This window comes from Streptomyces sp. NPDC058257, assembly GCF_042881845.1.
Taxonomy (GTDB): domain Bacteria; phylum Actinomycetota; class Actinomycetes; order Streptomycetales; family Streptomycetaceae; genus Streptomyces.
In genome coordinates this window covers 134,657-153,514 of record NZ_JBHVXJ010000020.1, presented here as the reverse complement: position 1 = coordinate 153,514, position 18,858 = coordinate 134,657, and the positions used below count along the sequence as shown (strand labels likewise).

Sequence of the window (18,858 nt, the reverse complement as noted above, 5' to 3'; positions counted from 1 at the left end):
GCCGGAACGTCCGTACGGACTGGCATCCTTGGCGCAGCCCCCCGACGCCGACCCAGGAGCCCCGGCTACGTGAGCCACGTGAGCAGCCACTCACCGCAAGGTCAGACCTCGCTGCACACCGTGCAAGTACTGGGCGGTGGCAGCGCGGGCAGCAGCGCCCACGTGAGGTCGCTCGCCGCGGGCCTCGCCGCGCGGGGCGTACGGGTCACGGTCTGCGCCCCCGCCGAGGCGGCGAAGGCCTACGACCTGACGGGCACCGGCGCCCGGCACGTCCACGTGCCCCGCAGCAGCGATCCAGCGTCCGTCGCCTCGCTCCGCCTCGCCTGTGCCGACGCCGATCTCGTGCACGCGCACGGGCTGCACGCCGCACTGCGTGCCGCCCTCGCGCTCACCGGCCGCCGCATTCCCCTCGTCGTCACCTGGCACGCCCGCGCACAGGCGGAAGGAGCGCGCGCCCGCCTCCTGCACCTGCTGGAGCGGCGTGTCGCCAAGGCCGCCGCCGTGGTCCTCGGCACCTCGTCCGACCTCGTCGACCGCGCCCGCAGCAGGGGCGCGCGAGACGCCCGTCTCGCCCCCGTCACGCTCCCCGCGCCCCGCGCGGCGGCCGGTGCGGGCGATGAGCCCGACGGGTCACGCCACAAGGCCCGCGCCGAGATCGGTGCCGTCGACCGGCCGTTGATCGTCACGGTCGGCACGCTCGAACGGCAGCGGGGCTACGACCTCCTCCTCGACGCCGCCCGCGCATGGCGTCACCTCGACCCCCTGCCGCTCCTCGTCATCGCCGGTGAAGGGCCCGAGCGCGGCGCTCTGCAGCGTCGTATCGAGAACGAAGGCCTTCCGGTCCGGCTCGTCGGGCGGCGCGACGACGTCCCCGAGATGCTCGCCGCGGCCGACGTCGTGGTCCTGCCGAGCAGCTGGGAGTCCCGCTCCGTACTCGCCCAGGAAGCCCTGCACGCGCGCGTGCCGCTCGTCGCGACCGCTGTCGGCGGCATCCCCGAACTCGTCGGCGACGCGGCCACGCTCGTCCGGTACGGCGACGCCGAGGCCCTGGCCACCGCCGTCGCACGCCTCCTCGCCGACCCCGCGCTCAGGGAGAGGTTCAAGGACAAGGGCACGGCCCAGGCGGCGACATGGCCGACCGAGGACGAGACGGTCGCGCAAGTGCTGAGTGTCTACGACGAGTTGACGCAGCCGCTCACCATGTAGCCCTCAGATGGCCCTGAGGCCGAGGCCCGCGGCCCCTACGCCACATGCCTGCGCGCCCGCAGGGCCAGGCTCAGCGCGAGCACCGTCTGCGGGTCGTCCAGGTCGGTACCGAGGAGTTCACTGATTCTGGCGAGGCGGTTGTACAGCGTCTGACGGTTCAGGTGCAGTTCGCGCGCCGTCTCCGCCTTGCGGCCCGCATGGGCCAGATACGTCTGCAGGGTGGGAAGCAGCGGTGGCTTCGAGCGCCGGTCATGGGCGCGAAGGGGGCCGATCGCGCGGTCCACGAACGCCGCGAGCGCCGAGTCGTCGTAGTTGTGCAGGCGCCAGAGGAGCAGGTCGATGTCCAGGCGCCGCGCGTCGTACCAGGGGCGGTCGACAAGGCCCTGCGCGGCCGTCGCCGTCTCCGCGGCGTGCCGCAGCCCCGCCGAAGCCGCCGCCCAGCCGCCCGCGACCCCCACCACCACGACCGGCGGCAGCGCCCCCGCCCGCTGCATCCCCGCCCGTTCGACCCCTGCCCGCAGTGCCGTGGCGACCCGGTCGGCCACCGCGGCGCGTTCGGATTCGGAACGGAGCCCGAGGAGCAGCGGGACGCGCCCCTCGACCGGCCGCACGCCGAGCAGCACCGGCACCCCCACCGCCGCGAGCTCCTCCGCCACCGCCCGCGCGAGCACGGCCCAGCCGCCACCGGGCGGAAGACCGTCCGCGAGTCTCATCACGACCGGGAGCAGCGGGCTCTCGCCGGGCTTGAAGCCGAGCACGCGCGCCTGGGCGGGCGCGTCGTCGGCCAGGATCCGCCCCTCCGCCAGATCGGTCAGGAAGTCTCCCCGGCCGCGTGCGGCGAGCTCCTCCTCCTGCCGGGCCTGCATCAGGACCACCGCGAGCGACCCAGCGGCCCGCTCCGCCGCGATCCGGTGCACCGGAAGCAGCGCGGACTCCACGGCGAGCAGCACCAGCCTGGCGCGCACCGAGCCGGAACCGGGCCCACCGCCCGGCACGTCGACGAGCAGCGCGCCCGCGGGCGGCCCTTCCTTGTGCTGGCCCCGAAGCCCCTCCCACACCTGAAGAGGATCGGCGCACTCGGTTCCCGCCCCGGCGGCGTACAGAAGCTGCCCGTCCGCCGTCTCCAGGAACACCGGGTTGCCGCTGAAGTCCGCGAGAACGTTCAGGACTTGGGGTACACCGCCCCCGCCGAGCAGCGCCTGGGTGCAGCGCCGGTGGACCTCCTCGGCGCGCTGGAGCAGCGCGTAATGGCCGTTGACGATCTCGGTGTGGACTTCCTCCGTGACCGTCACGAAGGGCACCTCGCGGTGCAGCTGCACCAGCGGAAGGCCCGCCGCGCGCGCCGTCTCCACTATCGCCGCGGGGAGCCGCGTGAAGCGCGGGCCCAGCTCGACGACCAGTGCCGCGATGCCGCGCTCGGCGAGCTTGCGCACGAAGACGCGCTGTTCGGCGGGGCGAGCGCCGAGGCCAAGGCCCGTGGTCAGGAGCAGCTCGCCGCCCTTGAGCAGCGAGGCGATGTTCGGCACCTCGCCCGCGTGCACCCACCGCACCGTGCGCTGCAGCCGTTCCGCGCCCGCGACCACTTCCGGGAGCCCGCCGCGAAGACCCGGAAGTTCCAGGGCCCGCTGCACGGTGATCCCGCCCTGAGTGCCCTGCGTGCCCTGACTTTCCATGGGGCGGACGCTACCTGCGCATACGCCCCGGGAACATCTCCGACCGGTTACGGGAGTGATCTGTTCCGCTCATATCCCGACAACCCATCGCCTTGGACGTGAAACCAGAAACCGGAACAGAAACCCGAACATGAAACCCGAACACGAAACCCGAACATGGAAACGGACGGCGACGGGCAACCCGTCGCCGTCCGATCCGATCCGATCCGATCCGATCCGGTCCGAGGAGCCCGGCTAGCCGCCGTACGCCCCGCTGGCCGTCAACCGCAGTGCGGTGTCGATCAGCGGCACATGGCTGAACGCCTGCGGGAAGTTGCCCACCTGGCGCTGCGACTGCGGATCCCACTCCTCGGCGAGCAGCCCCAGGTCGTTGCGGAGCGCGAGCAGCTTCTCGAAGAGCTTGCGGGCCTCGTCGACCCGGCCGATCATCGCCAGGTCGTCCGCCATCCAGAACGAACAGGCGAGGAAGGCACCTTCGTCACCTTCGAGCCCGTCCACGCCCGCGTCGTCGCCGGTCGTCGGATAGCGCAGGATGAAGCCGTCCGGCGTCGAGAGCTCCCGCTGGATCGCCTCGATCGTGCCGATGACGCGCTTGTCGTCGGGCGGCAGGAAGCCCATCTGCGGGATGAGCAGCAGCGAGGCGTCCAGCTCCTTGGAGCCGTACGACTGCGTGAACGTGTTCCGCTCCTTGTCGTAGCCCTTCTCGCAGACGTCCCGGTGGATGTCGTCGCGCAGCTCGCGCCACTTCTCGAGGGGGCCGTCCGCGTCGCCGGACTCGATGAGCTTGATCGTGCGGTCGACGGCGACCCAGCACATCACCTTGGAGTGCACGAAGTGGCGGCGCGGGCCGCGCACCTCCCAGATGCCCTCGTCCGGCTGGTCCCAGTTCGACTCCAGGTAGCGGATCAGCTTGAGCTGGAGCAGCGAGGCGTAGTCGCTGCGGGCAAGGCCCGTCATGTGCGCCAGGTGCAGGGCCTCGGTGACCTCGCCGTACACATCGAGCTGGAGCTGGTGCGCCGCGCCGTTGCCGGCCCGCACCGGCGTCGAGCCCTCGTATCCGGGAAGCCAGTCCAGCTCCGCCTCGCCGAGCTCACGTTCGCCCGCGATGCCGTACATGATCTGCAGGTTCTCGGGGTCGCCCGCCACCGCCCGCAGGAGCCACTCGCGCCAGGCGCGGGCCTCCTCGCGGTATCCGGTGCGCAGGAGCGAGGAGAGCGTGATGGCGGCGTCGCGCAGCCAGGTGTAGCGGTAGTCCCAGTTGCGGGAGCCGCCGATGTCCTCGGGCAGTGACGTCGTGGGTGCCGCGACGATGCCGCCCGTCGGGGCGTACGTCAGGGCCTTCAGCGTGATCAGCGAGCGGACCACGGACTCGCGGTACGGGCCGTGGTACGTGCAGTGCTCGACCCACTCGCGCCAGAAGTCCTGCGTGGCCACGAGGGCGTTCTCGGGCTCGGGCAGCGCGGGCGGCTCCTTGTGCGAGGGCTGCCACGAGATGGTGAACGCGATCCGCTCACCCGGCGCGACCGTGAAGTCCGAGTACGTCGTGAGGTCCTTGCCGAACGTCTCGGTCGACGTGTCGAGCCACACCGAGTCGGGCCCCGCGACGGCCACCGTGCGCCCGTCGACCTTGTGCACCCAGGGCACCACACGGCCGTAACTGAAGCGCATCCGCAGGGCGGAGCGCATCGGCACCCGGCCGCTGACGCCCTCGACGATCCGCACGAGCTGCGGGGCGTCCGTGTCGCGCGGCGGCATGAAATCGGTCACGCGGACCGTGCCGCGCGGGGTGTCCCACTCGGATTCCAGAATCAGTGAATCGCCGCGGTACGTGCGCCGCGCGGCTGTCGGCGGCTGCGCGTCGGGGCTGTGAGCAGGCCCCAGACGCCAGAACCCGTGCTCCTCAGTGCCGAGCAATCCGGCGAAGACGGCGTGCGAGTCGAAGCGGGGCAGGCACAGCCAGTCGACTGTGCCGTCCCGGCAGACCAGGGCGGCGGTCTGCATGTCTCCGATGAGTGCGTAATCCTCGATGCGCCCGGCCACGTGCAACTCCAGTCAAACGGCCACGTCGCCCTCTCGGGGCGCTCGCTCTACGGTCAAGGCTTCGCTGTAAAACGAACTGCGCGAGCCTCTTGTTCCGCGGAACGGGCGGGGGGTGGTTGCCGTTGATCGGTCCGGCTCGGCAGTGAGTGTCCGAGCAGGATACGACGCACGCAGGTGATCTGCGCGCCGCTCCCGGCAACGAGGCTGCGCCGAACGGGTGAGCACCAGGTGAGGGAGTTGTGACGTGAGCGGTCGAGCGTGGCCGGAAGCAGCCTCCCTTCGTCGCTGATACCCTGGTAGCCCGTGAGCCGGTGGTCATTGAACCCCCGAACCGCAGCGACGGCACCTCCTCCAGACCCTTTGGACGGACGCCGGTACGCACCCTCCAGACCGCGACCACGGGAGCCCCTCTTGGCCATGCAGCCCAAATCCACGACGACCAAGCACATCTTCGTCACCGGGGGTGTCGCCTCCTCCCTCGGCAAGGGACTGACGGCTTCCAGCCTCGGCGCGCTGCTCAAGGCCAGGGGCCTCCGGGTCACCATGCAGAAGCTCGACCCGTACCTGAACGTCGACCCCGGCACGATGAACCCCTTCCAGCACGGAGAGGTGTTCGTCACGAACGACGGCGCCGAGACCGACCTGGACATCGGCCACTACGAGCGCTTCCTGGACGTCGACCTCGACGGCACGGCCAACGTCACCACCGGCCAGGTCTACTCGCAGGTCATCGCCAAGGAGCGGCGCGGCGAGTACCTCGGCGACACCGTCCAGGTCATCCCGCACATCACGAACGAGATCAAGCACCGCATCCGCCGCATGGCCACCGACGACGTCGACGTGGTCATCACGGAGGTCGGCGGCACGGTCGGCGACATCGAGTCCCTGCCCTTCCTCGAGACCGTCCGGCAGGTCCGCCACGAGGTCGGCCGCGACAACGTCTTCGTCGTGCACATCTCGCTCCTTCCCTACATCGGCCCGTCCGGTGAGCTGAAGACCAAGCCGACCCAGCACTCCGTCGCGGCCCTGCGCAACATCGGTATCCAGCCGGACGCCATCGTGCTGCGCGCCGACCGCGACGTGCCGACCGCCATCAAGCGCAAGATCTCGCTGATGTGCGACGTCGACGAGGACGCGGTCGTGGCCTGCAAAGACGCGCCGTCGATCTACGACATCCCGAAGGTCCTGCACACCGAGGGCCTCGACGCCTACGTGGTCCGGAAGCTGGACCTCCCGTTCCGCGACGTGAACTGGACCCAGTGGGAGGACCTCCTCGACCGGGTGCACAACCCGGACCACGAGGTCACCATCGCGCTCGTCGGCAAGTACATCGACCTGCCCGACGCCTACCTCTCGGTGACCGAGGCCCTGCGCGCGGGAGGCTTCGCCAACCGCGCCCGCGTCAAGGTCAAGTGGGTCACGTCCGACGACTGCAAGACCCCGGCGGGCGCCGCCAAGCAGCTCGGCGACGTCGACGCGATCCTGATCCCCGGCGGCTTCGGCGAGCGCGGCGTCAACGGCAAGGTCAGCGCCATCCAGTACGCCCGCGAGAACAAGGTGCCGCTGCTCGGCATCTGCCTCGGCCTGCAGTGCATCGTCGTCGAGGCGGCCCGCAACCTCGCGGACATCCCCGACGCCAACTCCACGGAGTTCGACGCCGCGACCGCCCACCCGGTCATCTCGACCATGGCGGAGCAGCTGGACATCGTCGCGGGCGAGGGCGACATGGGAGGAACGATGCGCCTGGGCATGTACCCCGCGAAGCTCGCCGACGGCTCCATCGCCCGTGAGGTGTACGACGGCAAGGAGTACGTGGAGGAGCGCCACCGTCACCGCTACGAGGTGAACAACTCCTACCGCGCCGAGCTCGAGAAGAAGGCCGGCATCCTCTTCTCCGGCACGTCCCCGGACGGCAAGCTCGTCGAGTACGTCGAATACCCCCGCGAGGTCCACCCCTACCTGGTCGCCACCCAGGCGCACCCGGAGCTGCGCTCGCGCCCGACCCGCCCGCACCCGCTCTTCGCGGGCTTGGTGAAGGCCGCCGTGGAGCGCAAGACGAGCAAGTAACGCAAGAGCGATACGGTTGCCGGGGTACGGGCCTTACGAGGCGCGTACCCCGGTTTCTGTTTGCACGTGTGGGAGGACAGGGCGACATGACGATCAAGGACACCGCCGAGGAGTGGCAGGTCACGGCGGTCCAGACGCCCTTCGTGGGGAACAAGACCTCCGTCCGCACCGACGACGTGGTCATGCCCGACGGCACCGTGGTCCACCGTGACTACCAGGTGCACCCCGGATCGGTCGCCGTGCTCGCCCTGGACGACGCGGGACGCGTCCTGGTCCTGCGCCAGTACCGCCACCCCGTCCGCCAGAAGCTCTGGGAGATCCCGGCCGGGCTGCTCGACATCCCCGGCGAGAACCCCCTGCACGCCGCCCAGCGCGAGCTCTACGAAGAGGCGCACGTCAAGGCCGAGGACTGGCGCGTCCTGACCGACGTCTACACCACCCCCGGCGGCTGCGACGAGGCCGTGCGCATCTTCCTCGCCCGGGATCTCTCCGAGGCCGACGGCGAGCGCTTCGAGGTCTCCGAGGAGGAGGCCGACATGGAGCTGGCGCGCGTACCGCTCGAAGAGCTCGTACGCGGTGTGCTCGCCGGTGAGCTGCACAACAACTGCCTCGTCGTGGGCGCCCTTTCGCTGACCGCCGTGCTCGGCGGCGACGGAGTCGACGCGCTGCGCCCGGCGGACGCGCCGTGGCCCGCGCGTCCCTTCGAGGCCTGAGGGGGCCATGGGAGGCCACTGAAGGCCATGGGCGGCCATTGGAGTTCTCCGGTGTGACGATCTACTGATCCGATCGGGGGACTTGTGCGCGCCGCTCGTCGGGGGAGCGACCAGGGCCTGAACTAGGCTCTGGAAGCGTCCCGACCGGAGTCCCGGCGGGTTCGCGCGCAGGCGGACGGAGCATGGCCCGTGACGGATCAGGCGGTCGACACGGACGGATCGGCGGTGGGCGGCCCGGTGCCGCGGATCGCTTCGGACCGGACTTCCGAAGGCGGTCAATTCGTCGGCAGGCGCAGAGAGTTGAAAGAGCTCCGCGCCGACATCGACCGCGCCGGGCTCGACACCATCTCGGGCCGCAAGGCGCCACGCGCACGCGTGCTCCTCATCGCGGGCCGTCCAGGATCCGGCCGCACCGCGCTCGCCGAGGAACTCGCGCGGCGGCTCGCCGACAACTACCCCGACGGGGTGCTCCGCACCCACCTCACCGACCCCGACGGCACGCGCGTGCCCACGGAACGCACCGCGAGGGAACTCCTGGACGCCCTCGACGTCCCCGCGCCCCCCGGGGCCGACGAGGACGAGCTCGCCGAAGTGCTCCGGAACGCCCTGGCGGGACGCAGGGCGCTGCTGCTCCTCGACGGCGCCGCCGACGCCGAGCAGGTCGACCCGCTGATCCCGGACGCGCCCGAATGCCTGGCCGTCGCCGTGTCCGAGGGCCCGCTCACCGGGATCCCGGACGTGCGGCCGTGCACGCTGGGCGGCCTGGACACCGCGGCCGCGGTCGAACTGCTCTCCCGCGCGGCGGGCCCGGTGCGCATCACCGTGGACCCGCGGTCCGCGGAGAGCCTGGTCGAGGCGTGCGGCGCGCACCCCGCCGCACTCGTCCTTGCCGGTGGCTGGCTCTCCGGGCGGCCCAAGGCGGCCGTCGCCGACCTGGCCAAGCAGGTGCACGACAGGCCCGAGGACGAGTCCGCGCCCGGCGCCCTCTCCCGGATGTTCCAGCTCTCGTACGCCTCCCTGCCGGGAGCGGCCGCGCGGATACTGCGATTCCTCTCCCTGGCCCCCGCGGGCCACGTCGACCCGCACACCGCCTCCGCGCTCGCGGGCTGCTCGGTCTCCGCCGCCCGCACGACCCTGGACGACTTCGTGAAGCTCGGCCTCGTCAGGGCCGTGGAGTCGCCGCTGCCGCAGTACGAGCTGCCCGCCTGCCTGGTGCCGCTGCTCCGCACCTGCACCGAGCGCCAGGACCGGCCCGCGGAGATCCAGCTGGCCCGGGCCAGGATGCTGGAGCGGACCGTGCGGCTGCTCCAGTCCTGCCGGGCGATCACGGAACCGGATGGCTCGGCGGCCCGCAAGAAGCTCGCCGGCATGCCGCGCGCCCTGCGCTTCCCCAGCCCCGACGCCGCGTCCGAGTGGCTGCGTATCCGGCAGCCCGCCCTGCTCGCGGCGGCCCGCCTCGCGGTCGCCGACGGAGAGCTCGACACCCTCGCGCGGCGCTTGATGGCAGCCCTGACGCGGGCTCTGGTCGCCCATCGCGGCACGCAGGACGCGGCTCCCGAGCTGTACGGCATCCACCGCCTTGTCCTCGACGTGGCCGAGCGCAGGAAGCTGCCCCGCGAGCAGGCGGCGGCCCTCCTGAACCTCGCGGATCTGGACGCGAGGACGGGGCGGACGCAGGGGGCGCTGGTGCGCTACCGCCTGGCACTGGATGCCGGACGGCAGGCAAATGATCCGTACGCGACCGGCCGCGCGATGGAATCCGTAGGCAGTGCCTACCAGGAGCTGGGGGACTGGCCGCGGGCGTCGGACTGGTTCGGGCGCGCCCTGGCCCATCGGCTCGCGCGCGACGAGCGCACCGACGCCGCACGCCTCTACGGCCGGATCGCGACGGTGCACACGTACGCGGGCCGGTACGGCGAAGCGCTTCGCAACTGGAGCTCGGCCGTCACCGGACACCGCAAGACCGGCGATGTGGCGGGCCAGGCAAGGGCGTTGAGCGAGCTGGCGCGGGTGCAGGAGTACGCGGGCCGGCCCGAGGAGTCGCTGCGCACCTGCCAGGAAGCCGTCGAGTGGGCGCGGCGGGCCGACGACGTACGTCTCCAGGCTGCGCTGCAGCTCAGGCTCGCCGACACCCTGGACCGGCTCGGCGACCCGGTGGCCGCCCGGCTGCACCGCGGTGCGGCCGAACGCATGCTCGGAACGGAGCTCAAGGAGGTCGCAGGGCTTGCATCGAAAGATGGAGCGACGGCTTCCGCCTGCGAAATCCGTAGCACTTCCGCAGAAGATTGATGCATTGAAAGGCTAGACAGCGAGAAGTCCTTCATTAGACTGGCTCCGCCGCGTACTTCCGCGGTGTCTCCGATGCGCCCTCTTGTGTATCGGTATCTAGCGTATTGCCCGAAAAATCCCTGAGCCAAGAGGACCGTGATCGACGTGAAGGTCGGTATCCCCCGCGAGGTCAAGAACAACGAGTTCCGGGTGGCCATCACCCCCGCCGGTGTGCACGAGCTGGTGCGCCACGGCCACCAGGTCGTCATCGAGCGGAACGCCGGTGTCGGCTCCTCGATCACGGACGCGGAGTACGTCTCCGCCGGCGCCCGCATCCTGGAGACCGCCGACGAGGTCTGGGCCGCCGCCGACCTCCTCCTGAAGGTCAAGGAGCCGGTCGCGGAGGAGTACCACCGCCTCCGCAAGGACCAGACCCTCTTCACCTACCTGCACCTGGCCGCTTCCAAGGAGTGCACGGACGCGCTCCTGGAGTCCGGCACCACCGCCATCGCGTACGAGACCGTCGAGACCGCCAACCGCGCGCTCCCGCTGCTCGCCCCGATGTCCGAGGTCGCGGGCCGTCTCGCCCCGCAGGTCGGCGCCTACCACCTGATGGCCGCCAACGGCGGCCGCGGTGTGCTTCCCGGCGGCGTTCCGGGTGTCGCGGCCGGCCGGGCCGTCGTCATCGGCGGCGGCGTCTCCGGCTGGAACGCCGCGCAGATCGCCATCGGCATGGGCTTCCACGTCACCCTGCTCGACAAGGACATCAACAAGCTCAAGGAGGCGGACAAGATCTTCGGTACGAAGATCCAGACCGTCGTCTCCAACGCCTTCGAGCTCGAGAAGGCGTGCGTCGAGGCCGACCTCGTCATCGGCGCCGTCCTCATCCCGGGCGCCAAGGCCCCCAAGCTCGTCACCAACGAGCTCGTGTCGCGGATGAAGCCGGGAAGTGTCCTTGTCGACATCGCCATCGACCAGGGCGGCTGCTTCGAGGACTCGCACCCGACGACGCACGCCGAGCCGACCTTCCCGGTCCACAACTCGGTGTTCTACTGCGTCGCCAACATGCCCGGCGCGGTGCCCAACACCTCGACGTACGCGCTGACCAACGCGACGATGCCGTACATCGTCGAGCTGGCGAACCGCGGCTGGACCGAGGCGCTGCGCCGTGACAGGGCGCTCGCCCTGGGCCTCAACACCCATGACGGCAAGGTCGTTTACAAGGAGGTCGCCGAGTCGCACGGCCTTGAGCACGTCGAGCTCGAGACGCTCCTCGGCTGAACCTGACCGCTTTCGTCAACGAGAGTCGTCAATCTCACGCCAACGGCCGGACCTTGAGAGGGGTCCGGCCGTATGCGTATGTCCATGGACATGGTCAACTCGCCTTGAACGTAACCCTTTAACCGATTCGCCCACCCCGGAATTGTGGTGACGGCGTGCCGTGCGCCCTTGACATGGGGGCGTTCGATTGCCGACACATCGGGCCGGGTCCGGCGGATTGTGTTGCTGCGGACCGGTGACACGCCATAGAGTCGCCAACCGTCGGCATAGTGCCACGCTGACCTATCGAGAAATTTCCTGGTCACCAAGGAGGTAAGACGACTTGTGAATGAGTCGACATTTGCTCCCGGGGGTGGTCAACCAGGAATGTCCGAGCGGGGCCGAGGACCCGTGGGACTCGAGGCTGTCGGCTCCGTCGCTGTCCGCACCTTCGCAGCCCGCCAGAACCCCCAGCAGACACAGCCGACGCAACCGACATCGTCTGCACCCCAGAGCATGGATGGCCATCACGTGAACGCCATGGCCGGCGACCGGAGTGGCGAGAACACCACCCACACCCAACTCGCCGACTACGAGGAACTGCCCCAGGGGCACTTCTACGACCCTGACGCCGAGTACGAGCCCGATCCCGAGTACGCGGCCACGCTGGCCCCGGACGCGGCCCGTCAGCGCCGTGAGCGCATCGGTCCCACGGGACGCCCGCTGCCGTACTTCCCGATCCCGGGTCCGCTGACCGATCACGGTCCCGCGAAGATCATCGCGATGTGCAACCAGAAGGGCGGCGTGGGCAAGACGACGTCGACCATCAACCTGGGTGCCGCGCTCGCGGAGTACGGACGCCGGGTCCTGCTCGTCGACTTCGACCCGCAGGGCGCGCTCTCGGTGGGCCTCGGGGTGAACCCGATGGAGCTGGACCTGACGGTCTACAACCTGCTCATGGAGCGGGGCATGTCCGCGGACGAGGTGCTGCTGAAGACGGCGGTCCCGAACATGGACCTGCTGCCCAGCAACATCGACTTGTCGGCCGCGGAAGTGCAGCTGGTGAGCGAGGTCGCGCGCGAGTCCACGCTGCAGCGGGCGTTGAAGCCGCTGATGCTGGACTACGACTACATCGTGATCGACTGTCAGCCCTCGCTCGGCCTGCTCACCGTGAACGCCCTGACGGCCGCTCACAAGGTGATAGTGCCGCTCGAGTGCGAGTTCTTCGCGCTGCGCGGTGTGGCCCTGCTGACGGAGACGATCGAGAAGGTCCAGGAGCGGCTCAACCCCGACCTGGAGCTCGACGGCATCCTCGCCACCATGTACGACTCCCGCACGGTGCACAGCCGTGAGGTGCTCGCGCGGGTGGTCGAGGCCTTCGACGATCACGTGTACCACACAGTGATCGGACGCACGGTCCGCTTCCCGGAGACCACGGTCGCCGGTGAGCCGATCACGACGTACGCATCGAACTCGGTCGGCGCGGCCGCTTATCGCCAGCTCGCCAGGGAGGTGCTCGCCCGGTGTCACGCCGAGTGAGTCTGCCGGGGGCCGACGAGCTGTTCCGCACGACCGGGGGGATGGCGCTGCAGTCGTCGTCCCCGCGCCGCCAGACGAACGGCGAGGCGCGGGTGCCCCCGCCCGCGGGTGAGAGCGACGAGGCGGCTGCCGTCGACGCGCACGGCAGTGTCACCGGAGGAGGTGGCGGTGACGCCGCCGAACACGGCGCCGCCGACGCGGAGTCGGGCGAGTCCCGCAGCCGGTCGGCCACCGCCGACGCCGAGAAGGACGGACGCCGTCCCGACCAGGGTCAGGAAGGCGCCGCCGCACAGGGCGGCCGGTCCGCGAACTCCTCCTCCACGGCACAGGCGCGGCGGCGCGCACGGGCGGCCAACCGGCGGCCCAGCGGGCGCGAGCGGCACGACGAGAAGATCACGGTGTACGTGTCCGCCGAGGAACTGATGGACCTCGAACACGCGCGTCTCGTCCTGAGGGGCGAGCACGGGCTCGCGGTCGACCGCGGGCGCATCGTCCGCGAGGCGGTCGCCGTGGTCCTGGCGGATCTTGAGTCACGCGGGGACGCGAGCATTCTCGTACGACGGTTGCGCGGGCGGTAGCGGTAGCGTTCCCGCCGATGCCCCTGAACGACGATTCCGCACCGGCCGCCCGTCGGCGTGCGCTGGGGCGTGGCCCCGGCGCGGAGCCCGCGGCTCCCGCGCCGGGGCCGACCTCTGAGCCGGGGCCCGAGTCCAAGCCGGAGCCGGAACCCGAGTCCGAGCCGGAGATGCCGCCCGAGCCGGACGACGGGCGGTTCAAGGTCCATCTCGCCAACTTCGAAGGCCCCTTCGATCTGCTGCTTCAGCTCATCTCGAAGCACAAGATGGACGTCACCGAAGTCGCGCTGTCCACGGTGACCGACGAGTTCATGGCGCACATCCGCGCCATGGGACCCGACTGGGACCTGGATCAGACCACCGAGTTCCTCGTGGTCGCCGCCACCCTGCTCGACCTCAAGGCCGCCCGGCTCCTGCCCGCCGCCGAGGTCGAGGACGAGGGGGATCTCGCGCTGCTCGAAGCGCGGGACCTGCTCTTCGCGCGGCTGCTTCAGTACCGCGCGTACAAACGCATCGCCGACATCTTCAGCGGGCGGCTCGACGACGAGGCGCGCCGCTATCCGCGGACCGTGGGCCTGGAGGCCCACCACGCCGAACTGCTGCCAGAAGTCGTCATCAGCATCGGCGCCGCGGGATTCGCCGCGCTCGCCGTGAAGGCGATGCAGCCCCGGGCCAAGCCCCAGGTGTACGTCGACCACATCCATGCCCCGCTCGTCTCCGTGCAGGAGCAGGCCGGGGTGGTCGTGGCCCGGCTCCGGGAGCGGGGCGAGGTCAGCTTCCAGGTGCTCGTCGAGGACGCGGGGGACACCCTCACCGTCGTCGCCCGCTTCCTGGCGCTCCTGGAGCTGTACCGCGAGAAGGCCGTGGAGCTCGACCAGGAGGACGCCCTGGGCGAGCTGATGGTGCGCTGGACCGGCGGGGACGGCGAGGGGCAGCCGACGGTGACGGACGAGTTCGACCGCGCACCCGATCCGCCGGGTGAGACGAGTGAGGAGACCGTCACATGAGCCCGACGAGCGACGCGAGTCCTGCCGGAGACCTGGTGGGCGCCGTCGCCGATCTGGAGCTGCGGCCCGCCCTGGAGGCCGTACTCATGGTCGTCGACGAACCGGCCACCGAGGAGCACCTCGCCAAGATCCTCGACAGGCCCCGGCGGCAGATCGCCGAGGCGGTGCGGGAGCTCGCCGACGAGTACACCGTGCAGCGCAGGGGCTTCGAGCTGCGGCTCGTCGCGGGCGGCTGGCGGTTCTACACGCGGCCCGAGTACTCCGCCGCCGTCGAGCGCTTCGTGCTCGACGGGCAGCAGGCCCGCCTCACCCAGGCGGCCCTGGAGACCCTCGCGGTCGTCGCGTACCGCCAGCCGGTCAGCCGTTCCCGGGTCTCCGCGGTGCGCGGAGTGAACTGTGACGGTGTGATGCGGACGCTTCTCCAGAGGGGCCTGGTGGAGGAGGCGGGCGCGGAACCCGAAACAAGTGCGATCCTGTACAGGACGACGAACTACTTTCTGGAGCGGATGGGCCTGCGTGGCCTGGACGAGCTCCCGGAGCTCGCGCCCTTCCTCCCCGAGGCGGAGGCGATCGAGGCCGAGACGCTGGAAGGCGCTTTGTCGTTCGACCCGGACGCACCCGATGCACCGGGATACGAGTACACACAGGACACAGCCGACTAACGGAAATTTGATGCGAAGCAGCAACGGCAGGAACAGCAGCGGAAACAACGGCGGGAGCCGTGGTGGCAACAGCGGCAGCCGTGGCAGCAGCGGTGGGCGCCCCAGCAGCGGTGGCCGCCCGAGCAGTGGTGGCCGCCCGAGCGGTGGTGGCCGCCCGAGCGGTGGTGGCCGCGGCAACAGCGGTGGCGGCCGCGATTACCGGGGTTCCGGTAACAGCCCCGACCGGCAGGGTCGCGGCGCCGGTGGCGCGCGTGACGACCAGGAGCCGAAGCGTGAGAGCAAGCCCCGTCCCGAGGAGCGCCGCTACGACGTAGGCGGCGACGCCTCCCGCAAGGGCCGTGGCGCGGCCGCGCGCGGCGGCGCCAAGGGTGGCCCCAGGTCGCCTCAGGGCTCGGACAGGGGCACGCGGCGCGGCGCGGGAGCTCCCGCGACCTCCCGTGAGTACGACGCACGGCAGGAAGAGCGCAACCGCGAGCGGTACGCGGGCAAGCCGAAGGTCAGCCCGCCCAAGACCTTCCCCGGCGCCGAGCAGGAGGGCGAGCGGCTGCAGAAGGTCCTCGCCCGTGCGGGCTACGGCTCGCGCCGTGCCTGCGAGGAGCTCGTCGAGCAGGCCCGTGTCGAGGTCAACGGCGAGATCGTGATGGAGCAGGGCCTGCGGGTCCAGCCGGAGCGGGACGAGATCAAGGTCGACGGCCTGACGGTCGCCACCCAGTCGTACCAGTTCTTCGCCCTGAACAAGCCCGCCGGTGTCGTCTCCACCATGGAGGACACCGAGGGACGGCAGTGCCTGGGCGACTACGTGACCAACCGCGAGACGCGGCTCTTCCACGTGGGGCGGCTCGACACGGAGACCGAGGGCGTCATCCTGCTCACCAACCACGGTGAGCTGGCCCATCGCCTCACGCACCCGAAGTACGGCGTGAAGAAGGTCTACCTCGCGCACATCGTCGGCCCGATCCCGCGCGACCTGGGCAAGCAGCTCAAGGACGGCATCCAGCTCGAGGACGGGTACGCCCGCGCGGACCACTTCCGCGTCGTCGAGCAGACCGGCAAGAACTACCTGGTCGAGGTGACGCTGCACGAGGGCCGTAAGCACATCGTGCGCCGCATGCTCGCCGAGGCGGGCTTCCCGGTCGACAAGCTGGTGCGGACGTCCTTCGGACCGATCACGCTGGGCGACCAGAAGTCCGGCTGGCTGCGCAGGATGTCGAACACCGAGGTCGGCATGCTGATGCAGGAAGTCGACCTCTAGGCGAGTCCGCTCCGAGGTCAGTGAAGGCGGCCGGTCCCCGCGAATGCGGGGGCCGGCCGCCTTTCGTTCTGCGTGTTGCGGTGCAGACCCTTACCCCTTTAGAGTCGTACTGACCATAAACAAGGGGGAGGGTCATGCAGGGCTACGACAAGTACGCCTTCGAGCCGTTCGCCGTCACCGTCGACCTCGCCGTGTTCACCGTCCGCGCGGGCCGTCTGCACGTGCTGCTCGTCGAACGCGGGCAGGATCCCTACGCGGGACACTGGGCGCTGCCCGGCGGATTCGTGCTGCCGGACGAGTCGGCCGAGACCGCGGCGGGACGTGAGCTCGCCGAGGAGACCGGCCTCAAGGACAGCGCCGGGCTCCACCTGGAGCAGCTGCGCACCTACAGCGAGCCGGACCGCGACCCGCGGATGCGCGTCGTCTCGGTCGCCTTCGCCGCGCTCGTCCCCGATCCGCCCCCGGTGCGGGCGGGCAGCGACGCCGCCCACGCGCGGTGGCTGCCGTACGGCGCCCAGGGGCCGCTCGCCTTCGACCACGACCGGATCCTCGCCGACGCTCACGACCGCGTCTGCGCCAAGTTCGAGTACACCGGCCTGGCCACGGCCTTCTGCCCGCCCGAGTTCACGCTCGGCGAGCTGCGGCAGGTCTACGAGACGGTGTGGGGCGCCGAGCTCGACCCGGCCAACTTCCGGCGCAAGGTGCTCGGCACGTCCGGCTTCGTCGAGGCGATCCCCGGCGCCGCGCGCCTGACCGGCGGCCGGGGCAAACCGGCCGCCCTCTACCGGGCGGGTCCGGCCACCGCCCTGCACCCACCCCTGCTCCGCCCCGCACCCGTCTCGACGCCCCCCTCGGAAGGACAGCCCTCATGAAGCGAGCCGCCACCGGATCCCTGATCGGCCTCGCACTCGGGGACGCGCTCGGTTTCCCGACGGAGTTCAACGACGTGCCGTCGATCCTCGCCAAGTGCGGACCCTGGCGGGAGATGGAGCTGCCCAGGCCCGCGATCGTCACGGACGACACGCAGATGACGCTTGCGCTGGGCCGTGCGCTGAAGGCCGCGTCGGCACGCGGGTTCTGTGGGCCCGAGCGCTTCGCGTTCCTGACGCGCGGGGAGTACGTGGCCTGGTACCACGATCCGGAGAACAACCGCGCCCCCGGCAACACCTGCCTACAGGCCTGTGACCTCCTGGCCGACCCCGAACGCCCCTGGCGTGACGCCAGCCAGCCGCACTCCAAGGGGTGCGGGGCGAACATGCGCGTGGCGCCGCTCGGGCTCATACCGTGGCTGAAGGAGGAGACGCGGGCCGGTGCCGCGCAGACGCAGTCCGCGCTCACCCATGGTCACCCCACCGCGCTCGCGGCCAGTGACCTCACCGCGTACGCGGTCAAGCTGCTCGCCGAGGGTGCCGAACCGATGGGCCTGGTCGGCCTGCTCCGCTCGTACGCCATCGAGAACCGCACCAACTACCGCCACGACTGGCTCGGCGACCTGTGGACCCGCTCTCAGGACCCGACCCCCGAACACTTCATCGCGCGCGGCTGGGACGACTGCCTCGCGATCCTGGAGCGCTTGGCGGCGGCAGTGCGCGACGCCAACCCGGAGACGGACCCCTGCCTGGCCACCGGCGCGGGCTGGATCGCCGAAGAGGCGTTCGCCACCGGCCTGCTGTGCTTCCTGATGTTCCCCGACGAGCCCGTGACCGCCCTGCGCCGAGCAGCCTGCACCTCGGGCGACTCCGACTCGATCGCCTGCCTGGCCGGCGCGTTCGCGGGTGCCCATATGGGCGCGGACGCCTGGCCCGCCGAGTGGTCCGAGCGGATCGAGTACCGGGAGGAACTGCTTCAGCTCGGGGCGCTCTGGGATTCCTGAGCCAGGGCTGACCCCCGCCGCACGCGGAACAGGAAGTCCGCCACCCGCTCCCGGTCCGGCTCGGCGGGCAGCGGGCTGCGGGTGGCCGCCGTGTCCGCCTCCCGCGTGAGGCGCCCCATCCAGGACTCGATCTCGGACCACGGCACTTCGCCGCGCTTGACGGCGAGCAGCGGCTCGCGCTGGTCGCCGACGTCGAGCGTGAGCCTGCCGGTGCGCAGCAGGTCGCGGCAGCTGGTCAGGAGGCGCAGGAGGTGCATCGCGTGCTTCCACCGGGGTGCGCCGTGCAGGCGTACGTCGTCCTGGAGCTTCTTGTGCTGGCCGTGGGCATAGCCGGCGAACGTGAGGTGGGTCCGGCGGGAGAGGAACGCGTCCCGCAGGGCGAGGAGTTCGCGGCCGGTGTCCGTCACGTGCTCCACGAGGGGCGAGTGCAGGCACTCCAGGATGTTCGGGTTGGCGCGCAGGGCCAGCTCGCAGAAGCGCTCCAGCTCCCAGCTGAACTGTTCCTCCGCCGGTCCCTCCACGTGCGTGGGCGGCTTCTCGAAGCGCCAGAAGAGCGGTGTGGGGGCCAGGAAGACGCCCCTGCGGTCGGTGTCGCTGCCGTCCGTGGCAAGGCCGAAGGCGCGCGAGCCCATCACGCAGGCGTAGACGGTGTGCTCGCGTACGAGATCCAGGTCGGGGCCCGGGGCCTTGGGTCTTCGAGGGCTCTGCATGGGGGGAGCGTAC

15 protein-coding genes are annotated in these 18,858 nt (G+C 70.9%); 12 read left to right on the top strand and 3 right to left on the bottom strand.

All coding sequences use genetic code 11. The features are described from left to right. Positions 1-69: 69 nt before the first annotated feature. A complete protein-coding gene (locus ACFVXC_RS34325; protein WP_389913591.1) occupies positions 70-1,206 on the top strand; it encodes a glycosyltransferase family 4 protein in 1,137 nt (378 codons plus the stop codon). Between the two features lie 35 nt (positions 1,207-1,241). Here ACFVXC_RS34325 and ACFVXC_RS34320 read toward each other — a convergent pair whose 3' ends face one another. After that, positions 1,242-2,879: a PucR family transcriptional regulator gene (locus ACFVXC_RS34320; protein ID WP_389913589.1), complete on the bottom strand. Its 1,638-nt coding sequence runs from the start codon at positions 2,877-2,879 to the stop codon at positions 1,242-1,244. Positions 2,880-3,113: 234 nt separating this feature from the next. Further along, positions 3,114-4,919, bottom strand: a complete 1,806-nt coding sequence (locus tag ACFVXC_RS34315; RefSeq protein ID WP_389913586.1) for a glycoside hydrolase family 15 protein — start codon at positions 4,917-4,919, stop codon at positions 3,114-3,116. A 417-nt stretch (positions 4,920-5,336) separates the two neighbouring features. Between ACFVXC_RS34315 and ACFVXC_RS34310 the strand changes: the two genes are divergently transcribed. From ACFVXC_RS34310 to ACFVXC_RS34260, 11 genes are all read left to right on the top strand, one after another. Beyond that, the gene (locus ACFVXC_RS34310; RefSeq protein WP_389913584.1) at positions 5,337-6,986 is read left to right on the top strand and encodes a CTP synthase; all 1,650 of its coding nucleotides are present in this window, start codon (positions 5,337-5,339) and stop codon (positions 6,984-6,986) included. Positions 6,987-7,072: 86 nt separating this feature from the next. Further along, positions 7,073-7,699 carry an NUDIX domain-containing protein gene (locus tag ACFVXC_RS34305; RefSeq protein WP_389913581.1) on the top strand — a complete coding sequence of 209 codons (627 nt, stop codon included), beginning with the start codon at positions 7,073-7,075 and terminating at the stop codon, positions 7,697-7,699. Positions 7,700-7,888: 189 nt separating this feature from the next. Then, on the top strand, positions 7,889-9,988 hold the full coding sequence (locus tag ACFVXC_RS34300) for a tetratricopeptide repeat protein (protein ID WP_389913578.1): 2,100 nt from the start codon (positions 7,889-7,891) through the stop codon (positions 9,986-9,988). A 144-nt stretch (positions 9,989-10,132) separates the two neighbouring features. Beyond that, positions 10,133-11,248, top strand: coding sequence for an alanine dehydrogenase (gene ald, locus ACFVXC_RS34295; protein WP_389913651.1), 1,116 nt, complete (start codon positions 10,133-10,135; stop codon positions 11,246-11,248). A gap of 366 nt (positions 11,249-11,614) precedes the next feature. Then, positions 11,615-12,766, top strand: a complete 1,152-nt coding sequence (locus ACFVXC_RS34290; RefSeq protein ID WP_389913575.1) for a ParA family protein — start codon at positions 11,615-11,617, stop codon at positions 12,764-12,766. Continuing rightward, entirely contained in the window at positions 12,751-13,344 is a 594-nt protein-coding gene (locus tag ACFVXC_RS34285) for a hypothetical protein (RefSeq protein WP_389913572.1), read from the top strand. Before ACFVXC_RS34290 ends, ACFVXC_RS34285 begins: the two co-directional genes overlap by 16 nt. Before the next feature lie 17 nt (positions 13,345-13,361). After that, on the top strand, positions 13,362-14,348 hold the full coding sequence (locus ACFVXC_RS34280) for a segregation and condensation protein A (RefSeq protein WP_389913569.1): 987 nt from the start codon (positions 13,362-13,364) through the stop codon (positions 14,346-14,348). Next, the gene (gene scpB, locus ACFVXC_RS34275; protein ID WP_389913566.1) at positions 14,345-15,010 is read left to right on the top strand and encodes an SMC-Scp complex subunit ScpB; all 666 of its coding nucleotides are present in this window, start codon (positions 14,345-14,347) and stop codon (positions 15,008-15,010) included. The genes ACFVXC_RS34280 and scpB overlap by 4 nt, the downstream gene beginning before the upstream one ends. Before the next feature lie 10 nt (positions 15,011-15,020). After that, positions 15,021-16,262, top strand: coding sequence for a pseudouridine synthase (locus ACFVXC_RS34270; protein ID WP_389913564.1), 1,242 nt, complete (start codon positions 15,021-15,023; stop codon positions 16,260-16,262). A 134-nt stretch (positions 16,263-16,396) separates the two neighbouring features. Further along, positions 16,397-17,134: an NUDIX domain-containing protein gene (locus ACFVXC_RS34265; RefSeq protein WP_389913561.1), complete on the top strand. Its 738-nt coding sequence runs from the start codon at positions 16,397-16,399 to the stop codon at positions 17,132-17,134. Next, a complete protein-coding gene (locus ACFVXC_RS34260) occupies positions 17,131-18,135 on the top strand; it encodes an ADP-ribosylglycohydrolase family protein (RefSeq protein WP_389913558.1) in 1,005 nt (334 codons plus the stop codon). The genes ACFVXC_RS34265 and ACFVXC_RS34260 overlap by 4 nt, the downstream gene beginning before the upstream one ends. Here the strand turns inward: ACFVXC_RS34260 and ACFVXC_RS34255 are convergent. Further along, the gene (locus ACFVXC_RS34255; protein WP_389913555.1) at positions 18,108-18,845 is read right to left on the bottom strand and encodes a DNA polymerase beta superfamily protein; all 738 of its coding nucleotides are present in this window, start codon (positions 18,843-18,845) and stop codon (positions 18,108-18,110) included. The two genes, ACFVXC_RS34260 and ACFVXC_RS34255, sit on opposite strands and share 28 nt — an antisense overlap. Between the last annotated feature and the right edge of the window lie 13 nt (positions 18,846-18,858).